The 18,317-nt window shown below is 72.6% G+C and carries 16 protein-coding genes; 7 read left to right on the top strand and 9 right to left on the bottom strand.

Annotated elements, in window-relative coordinates; translation table 11 throughout:
• Positions 1-139 precede the first annotated feature (139 nt).
• The gene (locus ACIQF6_RS18315; RefSeq protein ID WP_400896029.1) at positions 140-1,819 is read right to left on the bottom strand and encodes a carbohydrate binding domain-containing protein; all 1,680 of its coding nucleotides are present in this window, start codon (positions 1,817-1,819) and stop codon (positions 140-142) included.
• 363 nt (positions 1,820-2,182) lie between these two features.
• Here ACIQF6_RS18315 and tdh point away from each other — a divergent pair, with 363 nt between their 5' ends.
• From tdh to ACIQF6_RS18300, 3 genes are all read left to right on the top strand, one after another.
• Positions 2,183-3,214, top strand: a complete 1,032-nt coding sequence (gene tdh / locus ACIQF6_RS18310) for an L-threonine 3-dehydrogenase (RefSeq protein WP_400896027.1) — start codon at positions 2,183-2,185, stop codon at positions 3,212-3,214.
• A gap of 47 nt (positions 3,215-3,261) precedes the next feature.
• Positions 3,262-4,452, top strand: a complete 1,191-nt coding sequence (locus ACIQF6_RS18305) for a glycine C-acetyltransferase (RefSeq protein WP_400896025.1) — start codon at positions 3,262-3,264, stop codon at positions 4,450-4,452.
• A gap of 180 nt (positions 4,453-4,632) precedes the next feature.
• The gene (locus tag ACIQF6_RS18300; RefSeq protein ID WP_400896023.1) at positions 4,633-5,574 is read left to right on the top strand and encodes a LysR family transcriptional regulator; all 942 of its coding nucleotides are present in this window, start codon (positions 4,633-4,635) and stop codon (positions 5,572-5,574) included.
• 135 nt (positions 5,575-5,709) lie between these two features.
• Here ACIQF6_RS18300 and ACIQF6_RS18295 read toward each other — a convergent pair whose 3' ends face one another.
• The 3 genes from ACIQF6_RS18295 to ACIQF6_RS18285 all read right to left on the bottom strand — a co-directional run bounded on the left by ACIQF6_RS18295 (position 5,710) and on the right by ACIQF6_RS18285 (position 8,176).
• Complete coding sequence (locus ACIQF6_RS18295; RefSeq protein WP_400896021.1) at positions 5,710-6,522, bottom strand: CHAP domain-containing protein; 813 nt, start codon at positions 6,520-6,522, stop codon at positions 5,710-5,712.
• Positions 6,523-6,588: 66 nt separating this feature from the next.
• On the bottom strand, positions 6,589-7,473 hold the full coding sequence (locus ACIQF6_RS18290) for a peptidoglycan-binding protein (RefSeq protein ID WP_400896019.1): 885 nt from the start codon (positions 7,471-7,473) through the stop codon (positions 6,589-6,591).
• A 472-nt stretch (positions 7,474-7,945) separates the two neighbouring features.
• Entirely contained in the window at positions 7,946-8,176 is a 231-nt protein-coding gene (locus ACIQF6_RS18285) for a hypothetical protein (protein ID WP_400896017.1), read from the bottom strand.
• 466 nt (positions 8,177-8,642) lie between these two features.
• On the opposite strand from ACIQF6_RS18285, the gene ACIQF6_RS18280 reads away from it, so the two are divergent.
• The 4 genes from ACIQF6_RS18280 to ACIQF6_RS18265 all read left to right on the top strand — a co-directional run bounded on the left by ACIQF6_RS18280 (position 8,643) and on the right by ACIQF6_RS18265 (position 12,610).
• Positions 8,643-9,623: a LuxR family transcriptional regulator gene (locus ACIQF6_RS18280; RefSeq protein WP_400896015.1), complete on the top strand. Its 981-nt coding sequence runs from the start codon at positions 8,643-8,645 to the stop codon at positions 9,621-9,623.
• Between the two features lie 188 nt (positions 9,624-9,811).
• Entirely contained in the window at positions 9,812-10,537 is a 726-nt protein-coding gene (locus tag ACIQF6_RS18275; RefSeq protein ID WP_400896013.1) for a chitinase, read from the top strand.
• A 115-nt stretch (positions 10,538-10,652) separates the two neighbouring features.
• Complete coding sequence (locus tag ACIQF6_RS18270) at positions 10,653-11,582, top strand: Gfo/Idh/MocA family protein (RefSeq protein ID WP_400896011.1); 930 nt, start codon at positions 10,653-10,655, stop codon at positions 11,580-11,582.
• Between the two features lie 212 nt (positions 11,583-11,794).
• Complete coding sequence (locus ACIQF6_RS18265) at positions 11,795-12,610, top strand: hypothetical protein (RefSeq protein WP_400896009.1); 816 nt, start codon at positions 11,795-11,797, stop codon at positions 12,608-12,610.
• Between the two features lie 8 nt (positions 12,611-12,618).
• Here the strand turns inward: ACIQF6_RS18265 and ACIQF6_RS18260 are convergent, their stop codons facing one another.
• The 5 genes from ACIQF6_RS18260 to ACIQF6_RS18240 form a co-directional block, all read right to left on the bottom strand.
• Positions 12,619-13,902 carry a JmjC domain-containing protein gene (locus ACIQF6_RS18260; RefSeq protein ID WP_400896007.1) on the bottom strand — a complete coding sequence of 428 codons (1,284 nt, stop codon included), beginning with the start codon at positions 13,900-13,902 and terminating at the stop codon, positions 12,619-12,621.
• Positions 13,899-15,095 (bottom strand): hypothetical protein, encoded by a 1,197-nt coding sequence (locus tag ACIQF6_RS18255; RefSeq protein WP_400896004.1) that lies wholly within the window; start codon positions 15,093-15,095, stop codon positions 13,899-13,901. The genes ACIQF6_RS18260 and ACIQF6_RS18255 overlap by 4 nt, the downstream gene beginning before the upstream one ends.
• A complete protein-coding gene (locus ACIQF6_RS18250) occupies positions 15,092-17,578 on the bottom strand; it encodes a DUF4135 domain-containing protein (protein WP_400896002.1) in 2,487 nt (828 codons plus the stop codon). Before ACIQF6_RS18250 ends, ACIQF6_RS18255 begins: the two co-directional genes overlap by 4 nt.
• 92 nt (positions 17,579-17,670) lie before the next feature.
• Complete coding sequence (locus ACIQF6_RS18245) at positions 17,671-17,817, bottom strand: hypothetical protein (RefSeq protein ID WP_400896000.1); 147 nt, start codon at positions 17,815-17,817, stop codon at positions 17,671-17,673.
• 112 nt (positions 17,818-17,929) lie between these two features.
• Positions 17,930-18,085 carry a hypothetical protein gene (locus ACIQF6_RS18240; protein ID WP_400895998.1) on the bottom strand — a complete coding sequence of 52 codons (156 nt, stop codon included), beginning with the start codon at positions 18,083-18,085 and terminating at the stop codon, positions 17,930-17,932.
• Between the last annotated feature and the right edge of the window lie 232 nt (positions 18,086-18,317).

Genomic DNA, 18,317 nt, shown 5'->3' with positions numbered 1-18,317 from the left:
CGGGACGGGCGGCTCCGGTCTTCGCGGGGGAGACCGGGGCCGCCCGCCCCACGGCGGTGCGTCGGCCGGTGACGTCGGCCGTGGTCGTCAGCCGGTGAAGTCGACTGTGACCGTCGGCCGGTGACGTCGGCCGCGACCGTCAGCCGGTGAAGCCGGCCGTGATGGTGCTGAACTGCCAGTCGTTCTGGGCGATGCCGGAGCAGGTCTCCTGGAGGCCGCCGCCCGCGCAGCCGCGGTCGCGGTTGACGGACCAGAACGCCAGGCGGGCGATGTGGTTGGCGTTGGCCCAGTCCCGGATCGCCGTCCAGTTGGCGATGGTGGTGGTCTCCTTGTTGTCGCTGAGACCGTTCATACCGGAGATGCCCAGGTGCGAGTAGGCGGTGGCGTCGTCCCAGCCGTACACCGACTTCAGCTTGTTCTTCAGGCCGTTCGCCGCGCTGACGGTGGCGGCGTACATGTCGGTGGAGGCGTTGCCGAAGTCGAACGGCATGATGGTGAAGACGTCGATGTCCGCGCCGAGCGCCTTCGACTGCTCGATCAGCCGGTTGCCGTCCGCGGTCGGGCCGCTGGTGGCGGTGCCGAAGGTGACGATGGTGCGGATGCCCGGGTTCTTCTGCTTGACGATCTTCAGCGCGCCCAGGATGCGGTCCTGGACGGTGTAGTTCTCGAACTCGTCGGTGTTCTCGATGTCGATGTCGATCGCCTTCAACTGGTAGGCGTCGATCACCTTCTGGTACGCCCCGGCCAGCGCGGTCGCGTCGGCGCAGGCAGGGCCGAGCTTGTTGCCCGACCAACCGCCGAACGACGGGACCACGTCGCCGCCGGCCGCCCGCACCGCGTTGATGGTCTGCTGGTCGACGCCGTTGAGCAGCGGACGCTGGCTGTCCCAGGTCGGGTTGCAGCCGTTCTGCGCCAGCACGAACGCCAGGGTGAACCACTTGATCCCGCTGGCGTTCATCACCGTGGTCGGCGACGGCGGGTTCCCCCACCCGTTGTACAGGTACGGCGCGGCCTGCTTGAAGCCGCCCGGCGTGCCGCCGCCGGACGAAGGAGTCGTCACCGCAAGGGAGTTGGACGCGGCGGAGACGTTGCCCGCGGCGTCGTGCGCCTTGACGGTGAAGGTGTACGCGGTGGAGGCGGTGAGGCCGGTGACGGTCGCGGTGGTGCCGGTGACGGTGGTCACCAGGGTGCCGCCCCGGTACACGTCGTAGCCGGTCACGCCGACGTTGTCGGTGGAGGCGCCCCAGGAGAGCGTGACCTGGGTGGCGGTGGTGGCCGTGGCGACCAGGTTGGTCGGGGCGGTGGGCGGCTGGGTGTCGGTGACGGGGCCGCCGCCGGGGCCGTCCAGGCTGACGTCGTCCGCGTAGTACGTGCCCTGGCCGAACCAGCCGTTCAGGTACACCTCGGCGCTGGTCTGGGCGGCGCCGGTGGTGAACGTCACCGACAGCTGCTTCCAGTCGGACGCGGCGGGCGTCCAGGTCGAACCGGCGCCCGTCACGCCCAGGTACACGTAGCTGCCGCGCACCCAACTCGACAGCGTGTACGTGGTGTTGGGCTGCACGGCGACGGTCTGCGCGCACTTGGCGTTGTCCGTCGCGGAGACCGCGCCGGCCAGCGCCTTCGAGCCGCCGTGCACGGGGGTGGAGACCACCGAGCCGGTGCCGCCCGAGCAGGACCAGCCGGTCAGGCCGGACTCGAAGCCGGGGTTGGTCAGGATGTTCGCGGCACTCGCGGAGCCCGGGACGGACGCGACCGCGGCGCCCGCCAGCAGCAGCGCCGCTGCGCCGACGGCCGTGGCACGGCGATTGAGGGCATGCATGGGGGACCTCCAGTGGGGGGTGGGGGTTGGAGGTGCGGGGAGCGCGGACAACAAAATGGACTGGACCAATCCCGACTGTCAAGACCAGGTCAAGGAGCGGACGGCGGGCCGACCGTCCGTCAGGACCCGTTGCACTGCTCCGTCCGGGTGCCTTCCGGCCATGCCGCCGACCGGCCCGCCGCCCTGCTCGGGCACGATCGTTCAGCCCTGCTGTGGCACCCGTTAAGAATTCCTCGATGGACCGCACCCACCGTGACCAGGCAGATTTCACCCTGCCCGGCCGGTTCACCGCCGCACGCCGGGCCGCCCCCGGACCTGCCGACCCCGCAGGCCCACCCGCACTTCGCGTCAGGAGCCCTCGCAGTGAAGGCACTCGTCAAGCTGGACGCCGCCCCCGGCCTGTGGATGACCGATGTCCCCGAGCCGGAGATCGGCCCCAGCGACGTCCTGATCAAGGTCCTGCGCACCGGCATCTGCGGCACCGACCTGCACATCCGCAAGTGGGACGGCTGGGCCCAGCAGACCATCAAGACCCCGATGACCATCGGCCACGAGTTCGTCGGCGAGGTCGCCCGGATCGGCGCCGCCGTCTCCGACATCACCGTCGGCGACCTGGTCAGCGGCGAGGGCCACCTGGTCTGCGGCAAGTGCCGCAACTGCCTGGCCGGCCGCCGCCACCTGTGCCGCAACACCATCGGCCTGGGCGTCAACCGGGACGGCGCGTTCGCCGAGTACGTCGCGCTGCCCGCCTCCAACGTCTGGGTGCACCGCGTCCCCGTCGACCTCGACGTGGCCGCCATCTTCGACCCGTTCGGCAACGCCGTGCACACCGCGCTGTCCTTCCCGATGGTCGGCGAGGACGTCCTGGTCACCGGCGCCGGCCCGATCGGCATCATGGCCGCCGCCGTCGCCAAGCACGCCGGCGCCCGCAACGTGATGATCACCGACGTCTCCCCGTACCGCCTGGAGCTGGCCCGCAAGCTCGGCGTCACGCTCGCCCTGGACGTCTCGCAGCACACCATCGAGGACGGCCAGCACCAGCTCGGCCTGCGCGAGGGCTTCGACGTCGGCCTGGAGATGTCCGGCCGCCCCGAGGCCATGCAGTCGATGATCGCCAACATGACGCACGGCGGGAAGATCGCCATGCTCGGCCTGCCCGCCGACGACTTCCCGATCGACTGGTCCGCCGTGGTCACCTCGATGCTCACCATCAAGGGCATCTACGGCCGCGAGATGTTCGAGACCTGGTACGCGATGTCCGTGCTGCTCGAAGGCGGACTCGACCTCACCCCCGTGATCACCGGCCGGCACCCCGTCCAGGAATTCGAGGCGGCCTTCGACGAGGCCGCCGGCGGCAACTGCGGCAAGGTCATCCTCGACTGGACCACGCTGTAAGCCCTTCTCGGCAAGCCCGCTGACCCCTCGTAAGGAGCGACACCCCCGTGTTCGACACCGTCCGCGACGACCTCGCCGCCACCCTCGCCGAGATCCGCGAAGCCGGCCTGTTCAAGCCCGAACGCGTCATCGGCAGCCCGCAGTCCGCCGAGATCACCGTCACCTCCGGCACCGGCGGCCAGGTGCTCAACTTCTGCGCCAACAACTACCTGGGCCTGGCCGACCACCCCAAGGTCGTCGACGCCGCCAAGGAGGCGCTGGACCGCTGGGGCTACGGCATGGCCTCGGTCCGCTTCATCTGCGGCACCCAGGACGTGCACAAGGAACTGGAACAGCGCCTGTCCCACTTCCTCGGCCAGGAGGACACGATCCTCTACTCCTCCTGCTTCGACGCCAACGGCGGCGTCTTCGAGACCCTGCTGGACGAGCGCGACGCGGTCATCTCCGACGCCCTCAACCACGCCTCCATCATCGACGGCATCCGGCTCTCCAAGGCCCGCCGCCACCGCTACGCCAACCGCGACCTGGCCGACCTGGAGCAGCAGCTCAAGGACACCCAGGACGCCCGCCGCCGGCTCATCGTCACCGACGGCGTGTTCTCCATGGACGGCTACATCGCCCCGCTCGCCGAGATCTGCGACCTCGCCGACCGGTACAACGCCATGGTCATGGTCGACGACTCGCACGCCGTCGGCTTCGTCGGCCCCACCGGCCGCGGCACCCCCGAACTGCACGGCGTGATGGACCGCGTCGACATCATCACCGGCACCCTCGGCAAGGCCCTCGGCGGCGCGTCCGGCGGCTACGTCGCCGCCCGCCGCGAGATCGTCGCCCTGCTGCGCCAGCGCTCCCGCCCGTACCTGTTCTCCAACTCGCTCGCCCCGGTGATCGCCGCCGCATCGCTCACCGTGCTCGACCTGCTGGAGACCAGCGACGACCTGCGGGCCAAGCTGGCCGCCAACACCGCGCTGTTCCGCACCAAGATGACCGAGGCCGGATTCGAGATCCTGCCCGGCGAGCACCCGATCGCCCCGGTCATGGTCGGCGACGCCGCCAAGGCCGGACGCCTCGCCGAACTGCTGCTGGAGCGCGGCGTCTACGTGATCGGCTTCTCCTACCCGGTGGTGCCGCACGGCGCCGCCCGGATCCGGGTCCAGCTGTCCGCCGCGCACAGCACCGAGGACGTCGAGCGCGCCGTCGCCGCGTTCATCGACGCCCGGGCCGCGCTCGGCGAGTAGCACCCAGCCAGGCGCGGGCCACCCTCGACCGCGCCGTCCCCCGACGGGCCGCCCGTCCACCGTCCCCCCGGACGGCCCGCCGAGGCGCGGGGAGCCGTACCCCGGCTCCCCGCGCCGCCCCCGTTCCGGGGCCCGCCTCACCCGTACGGAGCAGTGTCGCGGCGCTGGCAGAATTGACCCGTGATCGACGCACGACGGCTGCGGACCCTGCGGGCCGTGGCCGACCACCGGACCGTGACCGCCGCGGCGGCCGCGCTCTACCTCACCCCCTCCGCGGTCTCCCAGCAGCTCGCCGCCCTCGAACAGGAGACCGGCCACAGCCTGCTGGTCCGCGACGGCCGGGGCGTCCGCCTCACCGCCGCCGGCGAGATCCTGCTCGGCCACGCCGACGCCGTCCTGGCCCAGCTGGAACGCGCCGAGGCCGACCTGGCCGCCTACAGCTCCGGCGCCGCCGGCGAAGTCACCGTCGCCGCGTTCGCCACCGGCATCGCCATGGTCCTCGCCCCCGCGATCGCCGCACTCGCCGACAGCCACCCCGGCCTGCGCGTCAAAGCCCTCGACGCCGAGGGCGACGCCAGCCTGCCGATGCTGCTCGACGGGCGCGCCGACATCGCCGTCGCCGTCGAGTACCGCGGCGCGCCCCGCCCCGACGACCGGCGGCTCACCCGGCTCCCGCTGTACGCCGAGCCCTTCGACGCCGTCCTCCCGCTCGACCACCCGCTGGCCGCCGGCACCGGCCCCGTCGCCGTCGCCGAACTCGCCGCCGAACCGTGGATCGGCCCCTACCCCGGCAACCCCTGCCACGACGTCGTCCTGCTGGCCTGCGAGAACGCCGGCTTCCAGCCCCGCCTGGTGCACTCCTCCGACGACTTCAGCGCCGTCACCGCACTCGCCTCCGCCGGCGCCGGCGTCGCCCTCGTCCCGCGCTCAGCCCTCCGCGGCACCGACCTCGCCCGGGTCGCCGTCCGCCCCGTCGACAGCGCCCTCGCCACCCGCAAGGTCTTCGCCGCAACCCGGGCCGGCGCCGAACCCCACCCCCTGATCCGCCCCGTCCTCCACGCCCTCGCCAACGCCGCCGCCCACCTCGACCGCCCCACCCCGGACCCGGCTCCCGCCCACTGACCCCCCGTCACCGAAAGACCGCTGGACGGCCCGCCGCGATGGAGCAACAGAAGCCGGGCCCCACCCCCCGTGGTTCGGGGGACGGGGCCCGGGCGGTGGGGCGGTGGGGCGGTCAGGTGTTCGGCCGGTGGTGGCTCAGAAGTGGATCATCCACTGGAATTCGGAGTCCGCGTTGCTGACGTGGACGTGGCTGCGGGTGCCGTAGGAGGTCTTGACGTTCCAGTTGTACTCCTCGACGTCGAAGGAGCCGTCGGAGTAGACGGCGTTGACGTAGGCGACGTGGCCGAACGACCCGTGGACGTCGTTGACGGCGATGGCGCCGACGGTGGGGGTGGTGTTGACGGTGAGGCCGGCGCGGCGGGCGGCGTCGGCCCAGGTGTTGGCGTTGCCCCAGAAGGTGCCGCCGTAGGAGTTGCCGAAGTTCGGGACGCCGAGGCGGGTGGCGACCCGGAAGGCCGCGAAGGCGGTGCACTGGTCGGGGTAGAAGCCGTGGCCGCTGTGGTCGTAGTCGTCGACGGGGGACTGGTTGCCGCCGAGGAACTGGTGCGAGGCGTTGTTGTTCTTCAGAGTGGCGTTGAGGTTGCCCTTGGCGCCGGGGGCGAAGTCCTGGTAGGCGCCGGCGTAGCCGCTGTTGAAGTAGACGCGCACGGTCTGCCCGGAGCGGTTCCACACCGAGGCGGCGTTGTTCTTGACGCAGATGCCCTGGCCGTTGCCGGCGCCCTTGAAGTCGTAGCAGGTCGGCTGGGTGTCCCCGAGGTTGCTGAGAGAGCCGGTGAAGTCGGAGACCGAGCCCGCGTTGTCGCTGTTGTAGTAGTAGCAGAACTCTCCGGCGTCGCAGACCCCGTCGCGGGCCGCGGCGAAGGCCGGGGCGGAGGTGGCGGCGACGAGGGGGACGGCCATGGCCAGTGCGGTGCCGGCGACGGTGAGCGTGGTGCGTATGTTCTTCATGGCTCTTTCTGTTTCGTGGCGTGTCATCGACGGGTGCTTCGGTCGTGCTCGGGCGGTACCGCGCGGTCAGTGGGTGCGCTGGTACTCCTCCCAGGTCTGGATGGCGATGCGGGGGCCGTCGTCGGCGCCGTGGTTGGCCAGGCCGTTGAGGCCGAGGTAGTAGTCACCGGTCTGGTTCTGGGCCTGGGTGGCCAGGTCGGTGTCGTTGATCGCCGCGGCGTGGATGTGCCAGGGCCAGTTGCCCTGGGTGGGGTTGCGGACCCAGGCGGCGAAGCCGACCTTGCGCAGGGCCAGGGCGACGGAGGTGCGGGTGCCGGCGGTCATGCCGTCGACGTTGATGTCCACGACGCCACCGCCGTCGTGGGTGCCGGCGGAGGTGGGGTCGCCGCCGGGGTTGTAGGAGCCCTGGTCGAGGGTGAGGTGGAAGCCCAGGAGACGCTCGGCCTCGGTGAGCATGGCCTGGGTACGGGTGTTGACGGTGTATCCGTCGCGCTGGAGCTTCGCGCCGGGCCCGATCTGGTGGGTGACGGTGTATCGGCCCTGCCCGAGCGCGGTGAGGGAGGAGAAGCCGGGCAGGCCGTTGGCGTCCAGACCGCTGTAGCCGAGGGAGCGCTGGTAGGCGGCATAAGCGGCGATGGTGGTGGTGCCGAAGTAGCCGTCCACCCACTTGGCGTCGAGGAGGCCGCGGGCCTGCAGGGCCTGCTCGACCGCCAGGACCGAGTCGTGGGCCCCGGGGGTCAGGGTGCTGTCGGGCCGTCGGGGGTCGATCTGGGCGGCCAGGACGGTGGCTTCCATGTCCACCACGGGCAGCGCGACGGTGGCCGCCGGTGCCTCGGGGAGCGGCGGGGTCGCCGCCTGGGCCTGTGCGGTGCTCAGGACCAGGCCGCTCAGGACGGCGGCGGCCGTGAGCAGCCGGGTCAGGGCGTTGCGGGTCTTGAGGGCGGATGCCATGCGGTGGTTCCTTCCGGTGTGGTGGAGGGTTCGGCCCCGGTCCCGGTGGCGTTCCGGTGCCGGGCGGGCGGGCGGGCGGGTGGGTGCTCGGGCGGAGGGCCCCGGCCGGGGCGGCGCTCGGCGGAGCCGCCGCCGGACGGTGCGGCCGCCGCTGTCGAAGCCGCCGCGGAGAAGGGCTGCGGAGAAGGGTCGGGCCGGCCGGAGTTCCGGTGACGGCCCGGGAGTCGGTCCTTCTCGACGGGCATCACCGATCGGAGTCCGCCGAACAGCAGGCGACAGCCGTCCCGGCACCCGGCACCCGGCACCCGGCCCGCGGCGGACGTCGGTCGGCCCGGCGACGTCGCCGGAGCAGGGAGTTCCGACGGAGACGGGCAGGTGGTTCTCGATCTCCCGGCGCGGCCGCGCACTCGTCTTCCGGAGCGCCCGCCGCACTCGTGCGGCCGGGAGCGTCGGGGCCCGGCACACGGCGCCCTCAGGCGAGGACGAGGCGCCAGCCGCGCAGGGCCGGGGCGTGCCGCAGCGCGCGCTCGCAGACGCGGCGGAGGTTCGCAGTCGCCGCATCCGGAGTGTCCGCGACGATCGCGGCAGCGATGTGGCAGAGGTCGCGGTCGACGCGGGAGCGGAGGTGTTCCACCCGGTCCTCGCGCCGGCTGTGGACCCAGATCAGATCGGTGACCGCCCCGGCCATCAGCGGCGACGGCACCGGGTCAGGACACGCGAGAGTCACCGCGACCAGATGCACGGGATCCGGTGGACTCTGCGCGGTTGTGCGGGAGGGACGGCGTCCCGGTCGGAACCCGTGGCGGTGAAGCCGGGCCGGACGGCCGGGCGGTCAGCGGCGGCCCCGCTCGCGGCGCCGGGGCCCGGGCCGGCGGAGAATGCGAGGACCGGGCCGGTGCACACGACGCGTATCGAGTGGGCCACGACTGTTCCCTCCTGTTTCACAACCATGCTGCGCCTGTGGGTGGTTCGCGGAAATCGTCCGGATTTTTGGGTTGCTTTCCGCGCCGATGAGGAAGAGCTTGCCGTCCGGGCAGGGTCATGTCACGACCGTGGAAGTGGCAGGAAGTCGCTCGGCAGCTAGGTGCCAGATCATTTCGTCCGCGAAAGCATTGCGTCCCCGACCGCCGTGAGCCGATGATGATCATCGACCTGGGGAGGGCGGCGCGGTGTTGCAGGCACTCGGACTGAACGCACGGACGGAGAACGTCTACCGGGCCCTGCTGGCCGAGCCGGACGGCGGAGTCGAACGGATCGCCGCCGCCCTGCACCTGACGGAGGCCCAGGTGCGCGAAGCGCTCGACGAACTGCTGGAACTGACGCTCCTTCGGCCCGCCGCCGACTCCCGTACGCCGCGGGCCGTCAGCCCGGAAGTCGGCCTGACCAGGCTGCTCGCCCGCAACCAGAGCCAACTGCTCTTCCGTCAGCAGCAATTGGAGAGCGCCCGGACCGCGATCGCGGCCTTCTCCGCCGAGTACACCGACCGGCGGCCCGAGGACGAGATGGTCCTGCGCCTGGACTCCCTCGACGCCGTCCGCGACCGCCTCGAAGAACTCGCGGCCACCGCGCGCGAGGAATGCCTGTCCCTGATGCCCGGGGGAGCCGTCCGCCCCGATCACCTCCACGCCGGCACGCACCCCGACCAGCTGGCACTGGAGCGCGGAGTGGCCGTCCGCAGCATCTTCCAGGACAGCTTCCGCAACGACCCCGGCACCCTGCGCCACGCCCGGTGGCTGGCCGACCTGGGCGGTTCGATACGGACCGTGCCGCTCCTGCCGATCCGACTGGTGATCGTCGACCGCAGCATCGCCCTGGTCCCGAGCGACCCGGACGGCCGCCGCCGCGGCGCCCTGGAACTGCACGGCGCGGCCCTGGTCCAGCCGCTGTGCGCCCTGTTCGACGAACTGTGGCGCAGCGGAGCCGACTTCGGCCGACCCGCGCCCCGTGACGACCAGGACCTGACCGGATCCGAACGCGCCCTGCTGCACCTGCTGGGCCACGGCCACACGGACGAGTCCGCCGGCCGGAAACTGGGCCTTTCCCTGCGCACCGTGCGGCGGATGATGAAAGAGCTGATGAACCGCCTGGGCGCCGAAAGCCGCTTCCAGGCGGGGGCCCGAGCCGCGCGGAACGACTGGCTGCGTCCCTGAAACCGGTGCGCGCGTCGGCAGCCCGCCGGCAGCACGTCGGCAGCGCGACGACAGGTGGACGCTCGATCGGGTGAAGCCGGGGCGAGAGGCTTGGGTGATTTCAAGTCGGTTCGACAGTATGGATATTGACGCTTCGCCGGCGAATCGCATCTCTCCATCCCGTCCGTTCCGACTGTCGGAGGATGCCCATGTCCCTCTCCCGTGCCCTGTCGCGCGCCCTCTCCGTGCTGACGTCGACCGCTGTGCTGAGCGGCCTCGGCCTGGCGCTGCCGGCCGGCCACGCCTCCGCCGCGTCCTTCGTGGTCAGCGAGGCGCAGTTCAACAAGATGTTCCCGAACCGGAATTCGTTCTACACGTACAAGGGCCTGACGGACGCGCTGGGCGCGTACCCCAGGTTCGCCACCACCGGCAGTGACGCGGTGCGCAAGCGGGAAGCGGCCGCGTTCCTGGCGAATGTCAGCCACGAAACCGGCGGGCTGCGGTACGTGGTCGAGCAGAACACCGCCAACTACTCGCACTACTGCGACGATTCGCAGCCGTACGACTGTCCCGCGGGAAGGTCCGCCTACTACGGGCGCGGGCCGCTCCAGATCAGCTGGAACTTCAACTACAAGGCGGCCGGCGACGCCCTCGGGATCGACCTGCTGCACGACCCGTGGCAGGTGGAGAAGAACCCGGCCACCTCGTGGAAGACCGCGCTGTGGTTCTGGGACACCCAGAAGGGCGCGGGCACCATGACGCCGCACGACGCGATGGTGAACAACAAGGGCTTCGGGGAGACCATCCGGTCCATCAACGGAGACCTGGAGTGCAACGGCAAGAATCCGGACGAGCGCAACGACCGGATCAACCTCTACAAGCAGTTCGTCGCGCTGCTCGGCACCGACGTCGGCGGCGGCAGCCTGTCCTGCTGACCGCCCGGCCGGGCCCGGTGTTCGCGGCCGGGCCCGGCCGCCCCCCGTTTCGACTGCTCAACGCGGGTCTGACATATGCTGCCGGTGCCGTCACCGTCCCAGCAGGAGTGCCCAGATGAGCGATTTCGAGACCGACCGCACCGTCCTTCCGATCGGCGTCGTCGGGCTCGGCGACATCGCGCAGAAGGCGTACCTGCCGGTTCTCGCCGCCCAACCCGGCCTGGACCTGCGGCTGATGACCCGGGACCGGGCCAAGCTGGACCGGATCGGCGACGCCTACCGGATTCCGTTCCGGACCACCGACCTGGACGAGCTGATCGACTCCGGCATCCGGGCCGCGTTCGTGCACGCCGCCACCGACCAGCACGTGCCGATCGTCGAGAAGCTGCTCGGCCGGGGCGTCGACGTGTACGTGGACAAGCCGCTCGCCTACGACCTCGACGGCGCGCGCCGCCTGGTCGACCTGGCGCGCAGCACCGGCCGTTCGCTGATGGTCGGCTTCAATCGGCGGTACGCGCCCGGCTACCTGCTGGCCGCCGAACGCCCGCGCGACCTGATCGTCCTGCAGAAGCACCGCGAGGGGCTGCCGGAGGCCGCGCGCACGCTGGTCTACGACGACTTCATCCACGTGGTGGACACCCTGCGGTTCCTGGCGCCCGGAGAGATCGAGCACGTGGACGTCCGCTCCCGCACCCGGGACGGGCTGGTCGAGCACGTCGTGCTCACGCTGGCCGGCGAGGGCTTCACCGCGCTCGGCCTGATGAACCGGGTGTCCGGCTCCACCGAGGAGATCCTCGAAGTGTCCGGCGCCGACTCCAAGCGTGAGGTCCACAACCTGGCCGAGGTCGTCGACCACAAGGGCCAGCCGACGGTCCGCCGACGCGGCGACTGGGTGCCGGTCGCCCGCCAGCGCGGCATCGAGCAGGTGGTGCTGCACTTCCTGGACGCGCTGCGGGCCGGCAAGACCCTGGACGCCGGCGACGCGCTGCGCACCCACGAGCTCTGCGAACTGATCGTGGAGCGGATCGAGTCCGCCACTGCCTGACGACTCGTCAGCCACTCGTCGCACGGGTCGCTCGAACGAGCGATTCACCCGATCGGTGCGCACCCCGGAAGGATCAGTTCCGCCGGTGCCGCGACGGGGCATGCGCCCAGCAGAGAAGCCGCGAACGCGCCTTGACGGCGGTCATCGCCCACCTCGGCGGCGCGCGGCGCAACTGTACGGTGGCGAACGAGATCTGACCGCAGGAGAGCCACGTGACCGCACCCGACTCCGGGCACCCGCCTCACGACGGGGAGCAGCCCGACGGCCCGCACCCCGACGAGGGCCACGTGCCGGAGCGGATGACGTTCCACGCCGGCCGCGACGGCGTCTCCTGGGAGGCCCCGGACACCCCGGCCGACCGGCGCGCCATCCTGCTGTCGCTCGCCATCGTCGGGACGGTCGCCACGATCGCGGTCCTCGCGATGAACGCGGCCGGGATCATCACGGCGCTCCCGATCGGCGTCAAGCCCAGCGGCGCCGTCACCGGCCCGCACGTGCCGCCGGCCCGGCCGTCGCCGGAACCCGCCCCGGCGCCAACGCCCGCGCCCGTTCCCGATCCGTCCGCCGAGCCGAGCCCGAGCGCCGGGGGGCCGCGCACCGTCTCGTTCCAGCTCGACGTGGTCAGCAGCGGCTACGAGCTGATCGACCTGGACGCGCCGAACGACAGACCGCTCTCCACGCTCGTCACCGACGACGACTGGAACGCGATGTCCGAGGCCGACCGGGAGTCCTACGAGCTGGTCGTCCACGACCATCCGGCCCCGACGGTCGTCCTCGGCAACCTCGCCGCGGTGCTGCCCGCCGGCGCCGACCTCACCGAAGCCGGCTGCCGGGAGGCCGCCCGGGCCGGCACCATCAAGAGCTTCCGCTACTGGACGGCGGCCGAACGGCCCGCCAACGACGCCAAGGGCATCCGGGTCGGCTCCACCCTCTGCCTGACCAGCAGCAAAGGCGCCGTGATCGCCGTCCGGATCGCCGACATCCCGTACGACCTCGGCCTGGTCAGGCTCGACATCACCATCTGGTGACCGGCGCCCTACCGGTCGCGGGTCAGGGCACGGAAGCTCTCCAGCGTCTCCAGCAGGTGGCGGGCGTCCGCCCGGGCGGCGGGCGGCAGGGCGGCCAGCAGGTCGCCGACCGGAACCGGCTTCGGTTCGGCGAGTCGGCGCAGCAGCGGCCGCACCTGATGCTGCGTCAGCGGGCTGCGCAGCAGGTGCCCGTTGGCGGCGACCAGCAGCGTCCCGTCGGCCGGCTGGTACAGCACCCGGGCGCGGGCCCGGACGGCCGTGCCGTCCTCCAGGGGCTGCGGCGCCCCGGGCGGCGGGACGGGGCACAGGCCGGACGCGCTCAGGTTGCGGAGCGAGAGCTCGGCGACCCGCTCCCGCATCCGGGCGGGGTCGCGGTACTCCTGGAGCAGCCGCAGGGTCTGCTCCAGCGCCTCGGGCAGCGCGCCGTCCGGCGGCGGTTCGGGGACCGACAGCGGGGCGGTGGCGGTGGGCAGCCGCACCAGCGCGGCGTCCGGATCGACCATGGCGTCCGGCGTGCGGCCCAGCAGCAGGTCGTCCACGTCGTAGACCGCACGGTGCGCCTCGCGCGGCACGCCGACGTTGACGCTGGTCGCGGCCCTGCCGTCCACGCTCTCGCCGACGTGGTAGTAGCTCGCGGGCCAGTACAGCAGGTCGCCGGGCTCGGGTTCGGCGGTGAACGAGGCGGCCAGGTGGTCCTGGTAGTCCAGCTTGGTGGTCACCGGCTCGGTCCACGGGCACTCCCGCCAGAACCGCATCCGCTTGTGGCCTTCGAGGGCGAACAGGAAGGTGGCGAAGCGGTCCCGGTGGACGCCGACCGGGGTGTGTTCGTAGTTGCCGTGGAAGAGCGTGGTGATCGGCCCCGACACCGGCAGCCCGGTGCGCTCCCACAGCGGATCGAAGAACGCCCGCTGGCGCTCCCACTGCTCGGCGTGGAAGGCGTGGAAGGCGTGCACCACCAGCGCGTACCGGCGCTCCGCCGAGAACGCCGCCAACTCGGCGTCCAGCCGCCGCCGGTAGCCGTCGAAGGCGCCGTCCCCGGCACGCGGGAACCAGTCCGCGGGCTCGGACTGCTGGAAGCGTCCGACGGCGAACTGGGCGGTCGGCGGCATCAGATGCGGGCCGGGCGGCCGGGTGGCGGCCGCGGTGGCGGCGAAGACCTCGCGCGACTCGAAGGGCGCCGGGCGGACGGCCTTGATCAGCACCGGGCGGCGGTCCCAGTACTGCGCGGTGAACTCGTCCCAGTCGAGGGGGCCTCGGACGATGGCCAGGTCGCTCGCGTGTGCGGTCGTCATCCGTCCGTCCTCCCGCTGTCGGTCAGGTCGATGGCCCGCAGCCGGTGGAGCTTGCGCACCAGCGCGGCCACGGTGCCGTTGTGCTCGTCCGCGCCCACCGCCCGGCACAGCTCGCCGACCGTCAACTCCCGGCCGGCCCACAGCTGTCGGGCGATCCGCTCGCCGGCGGCGCCGCCGATCGGGAAGGCGTGCCCGTTGACGGCCCAGATCCAGCGGCCGGGCCCGTCCGGCAGCCGGACGACCCCGCGTACCACCCGCAGCCGCTGCCCGGGGGTGACGGGCACGTCGGCGCGGGGGCCGGGCGCCGGGTCCAGCCCGGCAGAGGACCACCAGGCCGCCCACCGGGTGCGCAGCGCGGTGGGCAGCTCCGCGCCGCCGGCCGCCGCGCGGACCGCCTCGCCGGCGGCGATCACCGGCTCGGCCGGGGCGTGCGGCCCGTCGGCGGGCGGCGGGTGGGGCAGGCAGGGCACCGTGCCGTCGTAGTCGGCGCGGTCCCGGACGGCCTCGGCCAGCAGCGCCTTGACCGCTCCGGTCGCCAGCCGCTGGGCGCGGGGCACGGAGATCCGCAGCGTCAGACAGCCGTCGAGGTGGTGCTCACGCCAGCGGGAGCCCTCCGGCAGGTACAGCAGTTCGCCGGCGGTGGCCCGAAGGACGCGGAACTCGCCGTCCGCCTCGGCCAGTTCGGCCTCCAGGGCGCCCTCCAGCACCCAGGCCAGCACCGCATGCTCGGAGGGGAGGCCGAGGTTCCGGGCGCGGGTGAAGCCGTCGCCCTCGGTCAGCTCGGCCTCGACCGGCAGGCACGGCAGGCCGACCTGGCGCCACAGCTCGGCGAGGGCGTCGCGGACCGCCGACCACAACGACCAGTCGGTGTGCAGGGGTTGACGGACATTCAGCAGGAACCCGGCGTCCGGCCCGCTGCCGGGCGGCTCGCCGCGCAGCCGGGCCCGGTAGGCGGCGGGGCTCGGGTCGGCGGCGTCGGGCAGCAGGTGGCCCGGTGCGCCGAGCCAGCCGAGCGGGGTGTGCAGGCGGACCTGCGGCAGGGTCTGGAAGACCGTTCCGGCGCGGAAGGGCTCGCAGGCGGCGACGATCGTCCGGTGCAGGTGCGCCGGGTCCGCCGGGGCGACGGCCGGGAGCACGGCGGGCTCCTTGCCCCAGACACGGGCGAGGAGTTCGGTCCAGTCGGTGGTGGTCACGCCTGTACCCCTTCGTTCTCGGGCGCCGGGTACTTCTCCGTCAGCAGTGCCGCGTAGTCGGCGAGCGGACCGAGGCCGACCGCTGCGCGGCGCTCGTCGACCCGCTGCTCGTCCTCGATCGGATACGGCCGCAGGTCGCCGCCCGCGGCCCGTTCGAACTTCGTGCCGTACAGCTGCGGGCGGCCCTCGGCCCGCCGCAGCGAGTCGGTCAGGTAGGCGGCGTCGCGCGGGAACATGTCACCGGTCTCGGCCGCGGCCTCGATCAGGGCCAGGCACTCGCGCGGGAAGGCGAGGTCGCCAGTGTGGTGCTGGAGCAGCGCGCTCGCCGCCATCGCGGCTTCGTCGCCGACCAGGGTGCGGCCGGGCCAGCCCTGCTCGGCGACCACGCCGCGCAGCCAGGCGATCCCGGCGGCGGTCAGCCGGTCGAGCTTCGCCTCCAGCACGGTGTCGGTGAAGCCGCCGGTGGCCCAGGGGTCGCGCAGCGAGGCGTCGATCCGGCCCAGGCGCAGCAGCCGTTCGCGGATCTCGTCGGCCGTCCGAGGAGGTGTCCCGTTCAACGGGTCGATGCTCAGCCGCAGCGTCGTCTCGTCCCACCGGTAGGTGATACGGCGCGCCGCCGCCGGCCAGTCGAAGGACACCTCGCCCTCGCGCGGGCCGCGCAGGCCGATCCGCACGCCGCGCCCGGGGTCGTCCAGGTCGCTGCGCCGCTGCTTCGACTCGGCGTCGGGCGGGGGTTCCGGGCTGTTGCGTTGCTGTCCTGACTGGCCGTCGAGCTGGGGCTCCTGGCGGTTGCGTTGCTGCCCTGACTGGCCGTCGGGTCGGGGTTCCGGGTCGGGGCGGTGCTGCTCCGGGGCGCCGTCGGGCCGGGGCTCCAGGTCGCCGTACACGTGCTCGATCGCGTCGCGCAGGGCGATGCCGAGCCCGGCGAGGTCGAGCTTTCCGCCCTCGCGGACGGCGGCGACCGGCGGCCAGGGGCGGTGCTCGTTCCAGGTCGGGGCGTCGGCCGGGTGTGTGCGCAGCTCGCGGCCGGGCGGCATCCGCATCGCGAGCAGCGGGCCGCCGTCGGCGGTGCGGAAGAAGTAGGGGACGTCGCCGCGTGCGAGCTGCTCCGACTCGCCTTCGGTGAACGGGACTTCGCCGCCGTTCGGGTACTCCGCCGTCGGGCGGGCGATCACCCGCACCATGTGGTCGGCGGCCCGCTCCGCGAGGAACTCGGCGATCCGGGCGCGGTTTCGGCACATCAGCGTCCAGGCGTCGAACATGCCGCGCAGCATCGCCGTCAGGTGGGGGCCGTAGCCGGTGCGGCCCTCGGTGTCGCCGACCACCGTGCGGGTCTCGGTCCGGGCCACCGGCACGGTTCGCCGTTCCAGTCGCAGCGAGCCGTCCGGCTGCGGGAGCCAGCACGTCGCGGGGCCGTCCAGGTCGCACCAGCGTGCGACGTTCTCCAGACCGGTGTGGTGGTGCGCGGAGACCGCGGGGTCGAACAGCAGCCCGGTCTCGAACAGCCGCTTGAGATCGCCGAAGCAGGCCTCCAGGTCGACCGGGAACAGCAGCGGCTCGCCGTCCTCGGGGCGCTGCCCGATCAGCACGTTGCCGCCGATCAGGTCGGTGATCCCGAACGCGAACGCGGCGGCGGCCAGCGATCCGACGCGGTGCCAGTACCGTTCTGCGGCCGCCGGATCGAGGACGGCGCCGCGCAGGGAGAGTTCGTCGCCGGCGCGCAGGACACCCCACGCGTCCGGCGGTCCGATCCACTCCTGCCAGGAGTAGCACGCCCCGTCCGGGCCGCTGCCGGGCCAGGTCCGCATCGTCGGCAGCCGGACCGGGCCGGACGCCGGGGGCAGCGCGTTGAGCAGGGCGAACACCGAGTCCTCGGTGGCCAGGAAGAGGATCTCGCCGGTCGCCGGGCGCGGCTTGTAGGCGAGCCGGGCGCCGTCGGCGAACTCGACGCGCAGCACCCGCTGGCCGCCGTTGTGAGTCTCCTCGCCGTTCGCCCACAGGCCGGTGACGGGGTGTTCGGAGGGCCGGTCGCGGGCCAGCCGCTCCAGGAACAGGGCGAGGAACTCCAGGCACTGGCCGGCCCGTTGGGCGGCGAAGGCGGCGGCGCGTCCGGGCGGTCCGTCGACGCAGGCCTCCAGGATCTCGGTGAGCAGCGGCCCGAACAGGTCCGCGTTCTCCGGCCGCAGGAGCCGAGGATCGATCAGCCGCTCGTCGGCGTCGGCCTGCGCGGACCAGGCGCCGATCCGCCGCAGCACCTCGTGCAGCGGTGCGAAGCGGGCGTCGGCGAGCGCATGGGCCAGGGCCCGCGCGTCGGACGGGCCACCCAGCGAGCGTGCGACGACGAGGGTTCCGTCCGGGCCGGGGACGGCCACCGGCGGGAACGCCCGGCCGGCCCTGCCCTCGGCCAGCGCCGTCAGCAACCGGCGTGCTGCGGAGGGGAGTTCGGGCGCGCGGGTGGCGCCGCCGTGGTCGCGCAGTTCCATTCGGCTCCTGGTCCGGGTGGTCGATGCGCGACGCCGCGCGGCCGGTCGGGCCGGCGCTGCGCGGCGTCGCGGTTCCGCGTTGCGCCCGATGCCTAGAGGTACGGGGTGCAGTAGATGCGGATGCAGGTCGACGTCGAGTGCGCGGCGTCGGCCTCCGGGAGGCCCTGCTCCAGGTCGCCGATCACCAGGTCGAACTCCTCGTCCGCGGTGCGGGCGGTCAGAACGGTCGAAGTCTCCATCGGTGTCCCCTGTCGGTAGAAGTGGCACAGCAGGAGCCGGGCACCGCCGGACTCGGCGGCACCGCAGCGTTGTTCGGGAGAGCTGTTCGAGCGAGAGTGCTGAGGAAGAGCCCTACTGCAGAGCGCAGTACATGTGCTGGACGGCACAGGTCGAGGCGCTCGGCGCGTTCTCCGGAGCGTCCAGCTCCAGTTCGCCGATCATGAGGTCGAACTCCTCGTCGGTGACGAGAGTTTCGCCCATCGGCGCGTGCAGGGTAGGAGCTGCCATGGCGGTCCTCCTGACAAGAGGGCACGGCAGGCCACCGCACCATCCGGTGACCGGGTGCCGTGCGGTTGGGTGACGCTGCTGCGGCCTGGAGTGACGTGGTCGCGTCAGTAGTGTTGCCCAGTGTTACCTGTTCGTCAACATAACTTCCGTGTGCAGTAACAGTATTGACCGAAGCACCACCGCCGCCCCGGGCGGCGAGGGGTGGTGGTGAGTGGTGAAGGTTACGGCGGCG

This window comes from Kitasatospora sp. NPDC092948, assembly GCF_044754805.1.
Lineage (GTDB): Bacteria > Actinomycetota > Actinomycetes > Streptomycetales > Streptomycetaceae > Kitasatospora.
This window is presented reverse-complemented; position numbering and strand designations above follow the sequence as displayed.

Excerpts from the sequence above, each read along its gene's own strand:
- ACIQF6_RS18275 (WP_400896013.1), top strand. The coding sequence starts at position 9,812 with ATGTCCCTCTCCCGTGCCCTGTCGCGCGCCCTCTCCGTGCTGACGTCG.
- ACIQF6_RS18250 (WP_400896002.1), bottom strand. The coding sequence starts at position 17,578 with ATGGAACTGCGCGACCACGGCGGCGCCACCCGCGCGCCCGAACTCCCC.
- ACIQF6_RS18315 (WP_400896029.1), bottom strand. The coding sequence starts at position 1,819 with ATGCATGCCCTCAATCGCCGTGCCACGGCCGTCGGCGCAGCGGCGCTG.
- ACIQF6_RS18290 (WP_400896019.1), bottom strand. The coding sequence starts at position 7,473 with ATGGCATCCGCCCTCAAGACCCGCAACGCCCTGACCCGGCTGCTCACG.
- ACIQF6_RS18295 (WP_400896021.1), bottom strand. The coding sequence starts at position 6,522 with ATGAAGAACATACGCACCACGCTCACCGTCGCCGGCACCGCACTGGCC.
- ACIQF6_RS18260 (WP_400896007.1), bottom strand. The coding sequence starts at position 13,902 with ATGACGACCGCACACGCGAGCGACCTGGCCATCGTCCGAGGCCCCCTC.
- ACIQF6_RS18270 (WP_400896011.1), top strand. The coding sequence starts at position 10,653 with ATGAGCGATTTCGAGACCGACCGCACCGTCCTTCCGATCGGCGTCGTC.
- ACIQF6_RS18245 (WP_400896000.1), bottom strand. The coding sequence starts at position 17,817 with ATGGAGACTTCGACCGTTCTGACCGCCCGCACCGCGGACGAGGAGTTC.
- ACIQF6_RS18240 (WP_400895998.1), bottom strand. The coding sequence starts at position 18,085 with ATGGCAGCTCCTACCCTGCACGCGCCGATGGGCGAAACTCTCGTCACC.